This is a genomic window from Ruminiclostridium sufflavum DSM 19573, from assembly GCF_003208175.1.
In the GTDB taxonomy this organism is placed as follows: Bacteria; Bacillota; Clostridia; order Acetivibrionales; family DSM-1351; genus Ruminiclostridium; species Ruminiclostridium sufflavum.
In genome coordinates, this window is sequence record NZ_QKMR01000009.1 from 44,769 (window position 1) to 57,336 (window position 12,568).

10 protein-coding genes are annotated in these 12,568 nt (G+C 39.1%); 6 read left to right on the forward strand and 4 right to left on the reverse strand.

The genetic code is table 11. The annotated features are described in order from the left end of the window. Window positions 1-80: 80 nt before the first annotated feature. Entirely contained in the window at window positions 81-1,256 is a 1,176-nt protein-coding gene (locus tag LY28_RS08905) for a Ger(x)C family spore germination protein (RefSeq protein ID WP_110461835.1), read from the reverse strand. Beyond that, window positions 1,253-2,791, reverse strand: a complete 1,539-nt coding sequence (locus LY28_RS08910; RefSeq protein ID WP_110461836.1) for a spore germination protein — start codon at window positions 2,789-2,791, stop codon at window positions 1,253-1,255. Before LY28_RS08910 ends, LY28_RS08905 begins: the two co-directional genes overlap by 4 nt. Before the next feature lie 517 nt (window positions 2,792-3,308). On the opposite strand from LY28_RS08910, the gene LY28_RS08915 reads away from it, so the two are divergent. The 6 genes from LY28_RS08915 to LY28_RS08940 all read left to right on the forward strand — a co-directional run bounded on the left by LY28_RS08915 (window position 3,309) and on the right by LY28_RS08940 (window position 11,012). Continuing rightward, entirely contained in the window at window positions 3,309-3,989 is a 681-nt protein-coding gene (locus LY28_RS08915; RefSeq protein ID WP_110461837.1) for an ABC transporter ATP-binding protein, read from the forward strand. Next, window positions 3,989-6,505 carry an ABC transporter permease gene (locus tag LY28_RS08920; protein ID WP_110461838.1) on the forward strand — a complete coding sequence of 839 codons (2,517 nt, stop codon included), beginning with the start codon at window positions 3,989-3,991 and terminating at the stop codon, window positions 6,503-6,505. The genes LY28_RS08915 and LY28_RS08920 overlap by 1 nt, the downstream gene beginning before the upstream one ends. A 251-nt stretch (window positions 6,506-6,756) precedes the next feature. Then, on the forward strand, window positions 6,757-7,446 hold the full coding sequence (locus tag LY28_RS08925) for a response regulator transcription factor (RefSeq protein ID WP_110461839.1): 690 nt from the start codon (window positions 6,757-6,759) through the stop codon (window positions 7,444-7,446). Further along, entirely contained in the window at window positions 7,419-8,690 is a 1,272-nt protein-coding gene (locus LY28_RS08930) for a sensor histidine kinase (RefSeq protein WP_242981195.1), read from the forward strand. The genes LY28_RS08925 and LY28_RS08930 overlap by 28 nt, the downstream gene beginning before the upstream one ends. A gap of 85 nt (window positions 8,691-8,775) precedes the next feature. Further along, window positions 8,776-9,678 carry a carbohydrate kinase family protein gene (locus tag LY28_RS08935; protein WP_110461841.1) on the forward strand — a complete coding sequence of 301 codons (903 nt, stop codon included), beginning with the start codon at window positions 8,776-8,778 and terminating at the stop codon, window positions 9,676-9,678. A 407-nt stretch (window positions 9,679-10,085) separates the two neighbouring features. Further along, window positions 10,086-11,012: a metal ABC transporter substrate-binding protein gene (locus LY28_RS08940; protein WP_110461842.1), complete on the forward strand. Its 927-nt coding sequence runs from the start codon at window positions 10,086-10,088 to the stop codon at window positions 11,010-11,012. 125 nt (window positions 11,013-11,137) lie between these two features. Here the strand turns inward: LY28_RS08940 and LY28_RS08945 are convergent, their stop codons facing one another. Then, complete coding sequence (locus LY28_RS08945) at window positions 11,138-11,836, reverse strand: tyrosine-protein phosphatase (RefSeq protein ID WP_110461843.1); 699 nt, start codon at window positions 11,834-11,836, stop codon at window positions 11,138-11,140. Further along, on the reverse strand, window positions 11,829-12,563 hold the full coding sequence (locus LY28_RS08950; RefSeq protein WP_110461844.1) for a CpsD/CapB family tyrosine-protein kinase: 735 nt from the start codon (window positions 12,561-12,563) through the stop codon (window positions 11,829-11,831). Before LY28_RS08950 ends, LY28_RS08945 begins: the two co-directional genes overlap by 8 nt. Window positions 12,564-12,568: the final 5 nt, after the last annotated feature.

A 12,568-nucleotide genomic window follows, 5' to 3' on the forward strand; every position in this document is an offset into this window, starting at 1 on the left:
TATATTTTAATTTTCCCAAGCTAACCTCCACGTCCTATCTGGACACAAAATTTTGACAAAGACTTCATGGATGTACGCGGCTAATTTCTCGAATTTTTATATAAGGGCTTAGAACTGAAGCCGCAGTTTCTTATTTTAATCCGGACATTTACAGCCACCTCCAGCCCCTTGAATATAGATTCATCCCAGTCCTGTTCTATCTGTCTCCATACCGAAGGCTTATATGCCTTGACTATGGTTCCGAAGTCAAAAATATCAGAATTGTACTCCAGCTGGACCTTCTTTATTACAGCTTCTATAGAAGCTTTGATTTTTTCCTCAGCGTCTTTTTTCAGCTTTCCTATATTTTTTTCACTGGAGTAATCAACGGAAGTGGACATTTCCGCTATTGACACTTCTGTCAGAATGTCAATATTCATAGTCAGCTTGTTATCAGCATAGCTTGGCTTCAATTTTGTCTTGGATTTAAATATTTCCAAGGTTATATTATCCGTATCATTTATAGAGTTCTCATTAAGTGTAATCAATCCCCTTTTAATTTCATTTCTGACAAAGAGAAAGCATTTTGATTCATTCGTATTCAGATACCCGATAAGCTTGTCAGTTTTGAAAATAGCAGTTCCTGCTATTTCTGCGGTTTTTTTGCTCATGTGCTCCGTTAATTTTATAGCCGGTATTGCAGAACCGCCGGATTCATAATCATTAAGAAATTTGTAGACCTCCACTGCAGGTGCCTTGGATACATCCTTCTGCTCTGCCAGCATATATTCAATGATATCCGAGCTGGTCTGTGAAACAAGGGGATCCTGCAATAATACCTCGCCGGCAGTTTTTTCAGTAGAAATAAGGATATACATTTCACTTCTTATTTCAGCATCCCTTAATATAAGATCAATTGCAGGAATAATTCCTTCCTTTGCGATTTCCTCGCTTATTATGACTATGCTGGCATGAGCCCAGTACAGCCTTTTTCCTAAGATATCAATTACATTTCTTATGGCATCAAACACTGTTTTGCCTTCTGATTGTATATACTTTGCACTTTGTTTTGCTTCCTTGCCGGACATCTCATAGTCAATGATTTCTACAGTAAGCATATATTTATCACCGGCCTTGTTTTTATCAATAGCAAAGCCTGATACAAGCGAGCTCTTTTCGATATCCCTATAGTTCCAGCAGCCGCATAGGGCTATTGAATTAAGAAGTATAAGCCCTGATAATAATATGAGCTTTGCTGAGTATAATTTTTTTTTCATTGCCTTTTACCTCCGGGGTTATTTCTGACACGGTTATATGGAGCCATAAATTTCGGACGGTATTTTATCTGCTTCCAGGATACTCTTATCACAGTGTCCTTTAAGTTATCCTTGCTGAATTTGGTCAGAGCCATCATATATGGAATGCCGAAGGAACGCAATTGGTACAAAAGAATCAATAACCCTATTATTCCGAAGATATAGCCATATAATCCAAGCAGTGACGAGAGCATCAGAAGAGAAAACCTTATCAGAATTTCCGGCCCCTTCAGCTTAGGTGTTGTAAGTCCTGTAATTGCAGTCAGAGCAACAACTATTACAACCGGCGCACTCACGATTCTCGCTTCAACGGCTGCCGAGCCCAATACCAGACCGCCGACTACGCTTATAGCCGTACCGACGGAGGACGGCATACGTATGCCTGTTTCCCGGAGAAGTTCAAAGGCCAGCAGCAGCACCAGCATTTCTATAAAGGTGGGGAAAGGGACACCTTGTCTTGCGGCTGTTATGCTCCTGATAAAGGTCGTAGGTATCATCTCCTGATGGAAGGTTGTCATAGCAATATATATGGCAGGGGAGCTGATTGTCAGGATAAAGCTGAATATTCTGAGAAGTCTGTTTATTGATGAATAATAAAAGTCAATATAGTAATCCTCACTGGACTGAAAATATTCTATAAAAATGAAGGGAACAGTAAGGACAAAGGGAGTTCCGTCCACTACAATGGCAATATGTCCTTCCAATAGTTTCCCTGACGCAACATCAGGACGCTCTGTTCCTCCTATGGTTTTAAAGGGGCAATAGGGTGCGTCCTTTATAAGCTCCACGATAGTTCCGGAGCCTGTGATTCCGTCAATATCTATGGTGTCCAGCCGCCTGTTTAATTCGTCTAGAATTTGCCTGTTTACTATGCCTTCAATATAGCACAGGCAAATTTTGGTATTAGATTCTTTCCCCAAATATCTGTATTTAAATTTTAAATTATGTGTTGACAATCTTCTTCTTATCATTGTAAGATTCATATTCAAGGACTCTGTGAAGCCCTCCCTGGGCCCGCGCAGTACTCTTTCGGCCTCAGGCTCGCTGGGTTGCCTTGTTTGCCATCCTACAGTACTTATAATTACGGCTTCTTTGAAGCCGTCAATAAACAGGACTGTGTCACCTCTCATTATCGACTGAGTGATTTGTTCCACGGAGTCGGATTTTTCAACTTCATTAGACATCAATACATTGCTCATGATCTTGTCTGTTGTATCAGCCTTGTCGCCTAGAGAAGCACACAGTATCATTGGCTTTATAATATTGTCATTTACAAGAGCTTTATCTATCATATCTGCTATATAAGCGATGCAGCACTTAATTTCAGTGTCTCGATTTGCAAATTGCCTGATAATAAAGGTATCATCATCCCTGAACAGGTCTTTAAACTTGGCTATATTATCCTCCAAGGCTTTGCTCAGGCAGGAATTATCAGGTGCTTTAGTATCTTTTACTTTCTCAGCTATTATATTTTTATTCTTGATTTTCTTAAACATTTGATGTCTCCTTAAGGAAAGCTACTCGCAATAAAAAAACACTTTTTCGGCATTAAAAGTATTATTTACAAGTATAAAAATTAAATACCGGAAATTGCTGTTATATGAAAAAGTATATTGTTTTAAATTCGTAAAAGGTTAAATTACATAATTGTAAGTTTTAAATTCAGGTAAATGTAATAATCTGAACGTATAATTGTACATGTAAGAAAAACAGCAGAAATCAAATTGTGGAAAGTACAAAAATTAAAAAGTCAATTACGGTTGACAGCCTTTCCGCGAGTTGTTTAATAACTATTTTAGTGCCTTGAATGGGCGTGGAGGTTAGCTTGAAGGATTTTAGATACAGCTGCGAAAATACTAGCGTACCTCCACGAGTTTCTTATAAATATTTTAGTGCCCTGAATTGGGCGTGGAGGTTAGCAAGATAGAAGATGTGGATGGTGCGAAACAAATTGCGTACCTCCACGAGTGTTTTACAAATATTTTAGTGCCTAAACTGGGCGTGGAGGTTAGTATGGATGTATTAAAAATAGAAAACTTATCTAAAAAATACGGAAAAGGCCAGAATGAAGTCACTGCCGTTGATGACATCAGCTTTTCAGTAAAGAAAGGAGAATTTGTTGCAATTGTAGGTCCCAGCGGTTCAGGAAAAAGCACACTGCTGCATTTAATGGGAGGAGTGGACAAGCCTACGGCAGGAAAAGTATATATTGACGGCATGGATATTTATGCACTCAAGGAAAAGGACCTTTCAATACTCAGAAGAAGAAAGGTAGGCTTTGTATTTCAGGCATATAACCTGATTCCTGTCTTGTCGGCAGAAGAAAATATATTGATGCCGCTTCTTTTGGACAACAGGAAGGAAGATAAGCAGTACATTAATGAGCTGCTTACAATACTTGATTTAAAGGACAGAAAGGGGCATTTGCCGTCAGAGCTTTCGGGAGGACAGCAGCAAAGGGTATCCATAGGGCGCGCGCTGGCAAATAAACCCTCTATAATATTGGCAGATGAGCCTACAGGAAATCTGGATACAAAGAATTCCAGAGAGGTTCTGGAGCTTTTAAAGTATTCCGCAAAAAGATATAATCAAACCTTGGTTTTGATTTCCCATGATATGAATATTGCCGGTATGGCAGACAGAGTTATCAGTATAGTTGACGGCAGGATATCATCTGATGAGGCGGTGAGATAATGAAAAATTATGCGGCTCTTACTACAAAATATCTTAAAAAGCATCGCGGAAGAACGGCCTTGACACTGTTGGGGGTAATTACTGCCATTGCTATGTTCACATGTATAGGAAGTATATATTACAGCGGAATTAACAGCGAAATAGAGAGAGTTAAGGATACGACCGGAAATTATGAGGTGGTGTTCTGCCAGACAAATAAAGAAAAGATAAATATCCTCTCAGGAAATGCAGAAATAAAAAAGGGTGCTGCCGTTAAAAACGAGGGAGTCCTTCAGATTGACAACAGCATGCTCACTGAGTCTCTAAAGGAAGTTACAATAAAAGCTTACGACAATACTGCCTTCAAGGATATATTCAGAATAAAAATTGTTGACGGCAGGTTGCCTGAAAGCGGCTCTGAGATTATAGTTGACCAGAAGTTTTATGCGATTTTAAAGGATAAAAAGCTGGACAATATTCTTATTGGCAAGCTCAAAGCAATGGAGGGTGAAGAGGCTCAGGTCAAATACACTATTGTAGGTTCTTTCGAAAGCAATGAGATTACTAATTTCGCAATAAGCTATCTGGATATGGACACTTCAAAGGATTCGAATGACTATTATTATTTTGCAAATCTAAAGCAGGAAAAGGGCAAGATGGCTGTGGCCCAGAAAATAGCCAAGGCAAATAATATTAAGCTGGATGGAAATCAAAAGCTCTTATATTTGATAGGTGAAGGCCCCGATGAGGAAAAAAATGCTGGTATGGAAAAGATATTCGGCTTGATTGCCGGTTTTGTAGTTCTTTGTACGGTTGTTGTTATTTATAATGCTTTCAATATTTCCGTAATGGAACGGATAAAGCATTTCGGAATCCTCAGGAGTATCGGTGCAACCAAGTCCCAGATAAGAAGGCTGGTATTTAAAGAGGCTGCCATTATGAGCCTGATAGCTGTACCCATTGGTATTTTAGCGGGCTTTGCCGGTATAATGCTTACCTTTAATTTTTTGATGGAGGATTTTCTGGGGGCATTTGAAATCGGATTTTATCCTCAGGTTATAATTATTGCAGGCCTTCTGGGAACTGCAACGGTATTTATATCAGCGTTTTTTCCGGCAAGAACCGCATCCAAGGTTTCTCCCATAGATGCCATAAGAGGTACGATGGTGATAAGGGGAGATAAAATAAAGAAAAGAAGCGGGCTCTGGGCAAAACTGATTTTCAGGTTTGAAGGACAGGTAGCTTATAAAAACATTAAAAGAAGCAGAAAGAGATTTTATGTGACCTGCTTATCACTTATGCTGTCACTTATTATGTTTGTATTTTTCTCAAATTTCATAGATGTACTTGTACAAAGCACTAAAATATCAACACAGAGTGTAAAAATTGAAGGTGCTTTTATACAGAAGGATACCGGCGGACCTTACTTGACTGAAAAGCTGGCAAAGGAGGTTACGGGGTATGAGGGGATAAAGGAGGTATTTAAGGCAAAAATCAGTGAAATTCCGTATCCTATAGAAAAAAATAAGGTGAATGACAGCTTTGCCGTGTCTGTTAAGAAGCTGAAAACAACAAAGGAGTACAAGGATAAGTATATAATCGGCAGCACTAAAATAGTCGGGTATGACGAGAATACCCTGAAATTGCTGGCTGATGAAAATAAGCTGAAAATAGATTATGAAAGCTTTAACAAAAATAATGAGGTTATAATCTTTCATAAGGCAGGCGGCCTTGATGAAAATAATAACAGATTTTATGATGGGTTTACAAAGTATAAGACAGGAGATGTAATAGAGCTTCCGGTTGTAGACGAAAAGTATATGAATAACCCTGAACCGGAGCAAATGGAGAAGTTTATGGAAAGCGGAAAAACCATTAAATTTAAGGTGGCAGGAATTGTAGATTATGAGATTATAAATAATTCATTAGTATATGACAGCTATGGAATCATAATGTCCTCTGAAAACTGTAAAAAGCTAACTGGGACAGACGGACTCAGTGCTGTGGCAATTAACTTTACATCCTCTGACTACAGCGGAAAATACTATGAGAAGTTTAACATTCTGGCTGATGAAAATAAAGCTGTCTATTATGATGTATATACATTAAAAAAACAAAGCGACGAGCTGCAGCAGCAGCTGATGGTTCTGATTTATGGCTTTATAGGGTTGATAATACTTATATCGACTGTAAATATAATAAATACCGTTACAATAAATCTTCTGGTCAAGAAAAGAGAATATGCGACATTTAAAGCAATCGGCATGACAAAGGGGCAGTTTAAGAAGCTGGTACTGCTTGAGGGGGCATTATTCGGAATAATTGCCTGTGCAATAGGCTTGCCGATAGCCTTTATGCTAACCTACTTCGGAATCGTGTCGAATAACCCTTTGGGGGATATTGGCTATAAAGCAGCTGTTTGGCCCTATATGACGGGAGGTGCGGGAATAATTATGATAACCTTGCTGGCAGCACTTTTCCCTCTCAGAAAGCTGAATGATATGAATATCGTGGAGGCACTCAGGCTGGAGGAATAATTCTGATTGCCGGCAAAGGGACTGCTGGTCAAGGAATAAATTTTATTCACTGGGCAGCAGTCTTTTTATTTGCCATAAAATTGTTAAAACCTTAATGCGATAATAATTGGTTTTTTACACATAAAGTTATATTTGTACTTCTATGGAGTAAAAATATAAAATGATGTATAATAATAGCAAGTTCGGGCTTATTCTAAAGTCAATCAATATCATGCCGATAGTAATTGACTTTTGTTAAGCGGGGAGGTTATATGAATATTTTGCTTGTGGAGGATGACGGTCCCTTGGCAATGGGAATAGAGTATGCTTTGAAAAAGCAGGGCTTTTTGATTTCTATTGCAAAGAGCATCAAGGAAGCCCATTCTCTTTTTAATGTCGCAACGGATTTAATTCTTTTGGACGTTACTCTTCCGGACGGAAATGGTTATGATTTTTGTAAAAAGATACGTTTGACAAGTGATGTACCCATCATCTTTATGACTGCCCTTGATGACGAGCCAAATGTAGTATTCGGTCTGGATATCGGGGGTGATGATTATATTGCAAAGCCTGTTCGCACAAGTGAATTGGTTTCGAGAATAAATGCCCTTATGAGGAGAAGCAGAAGCAACTCCGGAACATGCGGCACAGTCTTTCTTACGAGCGGAAATATAGTTGTTGAGCCGCTGAAATGCAAGGTAAGCGTTAATGGGGAAGAGGTATATCTGACTGCGGCAGAATATAAGCTCCTGCTTGTTTTACTGGAAAATAAGGGAAAGGTGTTAAGCAGAAATGTAATTGTTGAAAAGCTATGGGATATAGACGGTAATTTTGTGGACTATAATACTCTGAATGTGTATATGAAGAGGCTTCGTGAAAAGATTGAGACAGAGGAATATAAGCATATTGAAACTGTAAGAGGTATGGGATATATGTGGAAGAACGAGGTGGACGAGCCTTGAGGCTGTTTAAAAATAAAGAGGTACAGCTGACGATAGGCATATTGCTGGTTTTGCTGATAGTACTTGGAACAATATTGGTCTGCATATTCGGCAGCTTTGCCAGGACAGCGAATACAGTTCAGCTTAAGCAGAATATGGCTGTCATAGGCGCACTAACAAAGAAGTATCCTCAGTTGGAAGAGGATATTGTAAATAACTATACTAAAGGGTTTCAGAATAATTACGAGTACGGCAGAGACATTCTTGAAAAATACTCTTATAATGAAAGCCTGAGTATTGATAAAAACACTGCTTTGCAAAAGGATGCAATGAAGTCATATATAAGAATTTGTGTGACAATTGCAATTTTTGCATTGCTGATAGCTATATTACTCATATCAGCCTTTAATAGGGTGTTCAGTAAAATACAAAAGCTCAGCTTTAAGGCGGAGGCAGTTATAGAAGGCCAATACAGTCCTGCTGCAGGAGAGATGGAGGAAGGGGATATAGGCTTTTTAACCTATCAGATTAATACGATGGCTGAAAGGCTTGGTGAGAATGTACAGGCCTTGAAAAATGACAAGCTGTTTCTAAAAAAGCTTATGACTGATATTTCACATCAGTTGAAAACGCCTCTTGCATCCCTCATTATGTTCAATGATATATTGGAAAATGATAAAACCATGCCTGAACAGGAGCGAATCAGATTCCTTTCAGAAAGTAAAAACCAATTGGACAGAATGGAATGGCTTATTAAAAATATGATGAAAATGGCCAAGCTGGAAGCAAAGGTGGTTGAATTTGATAAAAAGGAGGCTTTAATTGCAGGAACAGTTCAAAGAGGTATAGCTGCTCTGCAGGTTATTGCTTCTGAAAGAAATATAAGAATAGGTGTCTCAGGCGATGAAGGTGTTAAGGCAATACATGATATTAACTGGACGGCAGAAGCTTTTTCAAATATTATAAAAAACAGTATTGAGCATAGTAAAAGCAGCAGTGAGATAAATATATCGTGGGAAGAAAACAATGTATTTGTACAAATAGTGATTAGCGACAACGGTACCGGGATTTCCAGGGAAGAGCTGCCCAGGATTTTTGACAGGTTTTACAAGGGCTCCGGCAGCAGCAGTCCTACAAATGTCGGTATAGGCCTATATATCACAAAGACTATAATTGAGGGACAGGGGGGATCAATTTACGCCTGCAGTAAAGAAGGGCAGGGTGCAAAATTTGTTATAAGGCTTATGAAGGTATTAATTTCATAAGCTGATCTGTTGTGCCGGTTAATTATATATTTAACTGCTAACGGATAATCATGTTATGGAAAAATTATTTTGGGGAGGAATTATAATGTCAAAGTATGATGTTTATTTGTATGGAATGACCCTTGTGTCAACGATGAACTTATTGGCAGAGGAGTATCCGGAGGCTGACACCTACGGCGAAATCAAAGAAAGCTATCTGCTTCCCGGGGGAGAAACGGGCAGCTGTGCCGAGGTATTGTCAGCACTGGGATGTACGGTAAAAATAGATGGAAACTTTCAAGGTGCAAAGACAATGGAGGTGCTCTCAAAGTATTTAGTCGACAAGTACGGCATTGATATGTCCAGCGTATATATTGACCCCACCTTTGACGGGGTTCAGGATATGATTCTGATAGGAACAAATACGAGAACCTGCTTCGGAAGATTTGTAGCCTTTTATGATGACGCGGTCAAAAGGTGGAAGGCTCCTGAGAAGGAGGATATTGCAGATGCAAAGGTTGTCGGGCTTGATCCGTTTTTTATGGAGCAGACGGATCTGGTGGCACAATATTGTCATGAATTAGGCAAGAAGTACGTGACAATTGATTGCAAGCCGGAATCGTTGATAAATAAGTATTGTGAGGTTAATGTAATATCAAATGAATTTATTAGAAATAATTATCCGGATATGAATGTGGAAGAGCTTTTCAAGATATACACCGATAATACGGAAGGTCTCATAATTTTTACATTCGGTGCAAGGGAGATAATGTTCGGAAGAAAAAATCAAGATATACATAGATTTAAGCCGTATAAGGTCAAGGTTCAGAGCACATTGGGTGCAGGAGATACCTTTAAAGCCGGAGCTGTCTACGGAGTGCTTAAGGAAATGCCGGATGAGGATATTGTCAAGTTTGCCGCGGCAACCGCAGGAGCTGTATGCAGCAGATTTCCCTTGGCCTTGAATCCTCCCGATCTGGAAATGATAGAAAAATTAATAAATTCTTGATTTGTGAACAAACTAAAAGTAATAAATGCTTAAACAGGTTATGTTTTGTCAGAGAGGGAGGCTTCAACCCTTACGCCCAAGAAAATTCGGTTTGCAGCTGGAGAGCTGGGAAAGGCGGATTTCCTTGGGCGAAGCTGCTTTTAAGCTGATTTCCGGCACAGCTCGGGTTTAAGGCTTTTTGCTTGAACAGGCCGTTTTTTATTTTTTATAATATTGATACTTTTCAAACGGGGAGAATTAATGTATAATGTAAATAAGAATAGTTTGCATTTGCATTTGCGTTTGATTTAATAAAAATTATCAAGCAATGCCTGCAAGCGAGCTTGCCATATCAAATCAAAGGGGGGATGGAGTTCATGCCTGTAGTTTAACTGAATTATGTTAATAATATGGGGCATGGATGTGTTATGAAAGTTAAGACTTTAAGAATAATATCAATTTTTATTTTATGCGTATTTGTACTAAGCGGCTGTACGAGCAATACTCCTGCTGATAATTCCTCGGCGGGCACAGGGGAAAAAAGCAGCACTACTATTGTTACTTCCTTTTATCCCTTGTACATTTTTACGAAGAATGTGGCTAAAGGTATTCAGGATGTTAAGGTTGTAAATATGACAGAGCCGCAAACCGGCTGCCTGCATGATTATCAGCTTATTCCGGCAGATATGAAGACCTTGGAGGGAGCTGATGCTTTTGTTATAAACGGTGCCGGCATGGAAGCATTTATGGACAAGGTACTGGAGCAGCAGGAGGACTTGAAGGTGATTGAAGCCTCCAAGGGAATAAAGCTTCTCAAGGATGAGAACGGAGAAGAAAATGCACATGTGTGGGTAAGCATTTCGGGAGCAATACAGGAGGTTAAAAATATAGCCGAGGGTCTGGCGCAAGCAGATACAAAAAATGCCGGAGCATACAAGGAAAACGCCGAGGCATATGTTAAGCTGCTTGAGGCTCAACGTGAAAAAATGCATAAGGAATTAGACACCTTCAAAAAGAAGGATATTGTTACTTTCCACGAGGCATTTCCGTATTTTGCCGAGGAATTCGGCTTGAACATTGTTTCAGTTATTGAGCGCGAGCCGGGTACTGATCCAAGTGCAGGTGAAATCGCTGATTTGATAGAAACAATAAAGAAAACTGATTGCAAGGTGCTTTTTGCAGAACCCCAGTATTCACAAAAAGCAGCGGAATCGATTGCAAAGCAGACCGGTGCGAAGGTTTACCTGCTGGACCCTGTGGTAACAGGTGAGAAGGATGCTCCTGAGGATAGCTACATAAAAGCTATGGATGAAAATCTCAAGGTTCTGACAGAGGCTTTCCGGCAGAATCAGTAGGGGAAAAGCGACGGCTTTTCTGCAGGGTTTCCGGTAAAAAATAGTGAAATTATCAGTGGAGAACCTCTGCCTGACAGAGGTACCCTGCTTTTTTCACTATACTTGCCTGATAAAATTCTTTTCATCTAATAAGAGTTTAAAATTATATTCTGATTAGAATTGAATACCTTATTGCAATATTCTTCTCCCGCCCAGCTCTTAACATTTTCTAAGGCCTTGGGATACCAGTTTTTATAATCCTCAGGTCTATGAGCATCCGAAGCGATAAAGTCAACAAGGTTTTGAGATATGAGTCTCTTTGTGAACCTTTTTACATTCAAGCCATAGACTCCGGCAATACTGGCGGCATCCAGCTGTACAAGACAGTGGGGGACGATCAGATTTATAAATTTGTCCATATCTTTTGAAAAGTATTTGTTTCTTTCCGGATGTGCGATAATAGGGACTAAGCCCTCTGAATGCAATTTTTGCATTGTGTTGTTAATGTCAACAGGCATTATATCAAAGGGAAGCTCGAAAAGTAAATATTTTGATTTGTTAAGGGTATACTTTCTTTTTTGTGAAATAATATCATAAAATGAAGTGCACAAAAATACCTCATAGCCTAAGAGAAGATCTACTCCAAGGCTTCTGGAGCTTTGCTTCAGCTTATAAAAATTGTCCGGCACGCTATCGGAGCGGTAGATGCTTTTATTGTAATGAGGAGTTGTAATAATTGATGTTATACCGAGTTTAATAGCTTCCGATATCATTTCCATTGAATTTTCAATTGTTGAGGGGCCATCATCCACATTGGGAATGAGGTGACAGTGAATATCAATCATGTTTATGTCTTTTTCCCTTCCATATAAGCCACTTATTTGAACTGTTCTTAGGACTTTGATAATAATAATTGCCATTATAGTTTTTATAATCGGCGGCACTGATTTTGTTCAGAACTACGCCAAGTATATTTGCATTTGCCTTTTGGAGCTGGTTTTTCATCATTACAGCGGTTTTCCACTTGACAGCCTTTGCCTCGGCTACAATTATTGTTCCGCCGGTTTGAGTTGCGATAATCGCACCATCAATAAAGTTACTCATCGGAGGAGTATCTATTATCACAATGTCATATAACTTTTCAATCTCAAAAAGAAAGTCTCCGAATTTATCTGAAGCTATTAAATCTCCGGGATTATTAGGCTTCATACCGCAGGTAATGAAATTGAAGCCTTCAATGTCTGTGGCATTGATTATTTCTTCAAGAGATACATGACCGACAAGATAATTTGCAAGGCCCTTTAAATTGCTGACCAGATATTTGAACGATGCGGGCTTCCGCAGGTCGGCATCAACGTATAAGACCCTGATACCAGCTTTGGCCATACAAATGCTGAGATTTATTGCTACTGTTGATTTGCCTTCATTTGGTATGCAGCTTGTTACTGCGAGTGTTTTAATTTTTTTATTAAGCTCGCAGAATTGAATATTTGCTCTTAAGGCCTTATATGCTTCTTCAACTATTTCATTCAGCTCATATTTTACGTTAATGACTTTAGATATTTCGGTCAACTGGA

Bases quoted from the DNA above. Each gene is read 5' to 3' on its own strand.
- LY28_RS08940 (WP_110461842.1), top strand. From the start codon at position 10,086: ATGAAAGTTAAGACTTTAAGAATAATATCAATTTTTATTTTATGCGTA.
- LY28_RS08935 (WP_110461841.1), top strand. From the start codon at position 8,776: ATGTCAAAGTATGATGTTTATTTGTATGGAATGACCCTTGTGTCAACG.
- LY28_RS08905 (WP_110461835.1), bottom strand. From the start codon at position 1,256: ATGAAAAAAAAATTATACTCAGCAAAGCTCATATTATTATCAGGGCTT.
- LY28_RS08920 (WP_110461838.1), top strand. From the start codon at position 3,989: ATGAAAAATTATGCGGCTCTTACTACAAAATATCTTAAAAAGCATCGC.
- LY28_RS08910 (WP_110461836.1), bottom strand. From the start codon at position 2,791: ATGTTTAAGAAAATCAAGAATAAAAATATAATAGCTGAGAAAGTAAAA.
- LY28_RS08945 (WP_110461843.1), bottom strand. From the start codon at position 11,836: ATGATTGATATTCACTGTCACCTCATTCCCAATGTGGATGATGGCCCC.
- LY28_RS08915 (WP_110461837.1), top strand. From the start codon at position 3,309: ATGGATGTATTAAAAATAGAAAACTTATCTAAAAAATACGGAAAAGGC.
- LY28_RS08925 (WP_110461839.1), top strand. From the start codon at position 6,757: ATGAATATTTTGCTTGTGGAGGATGACGGTCCCTTGGCAATGGGAATA.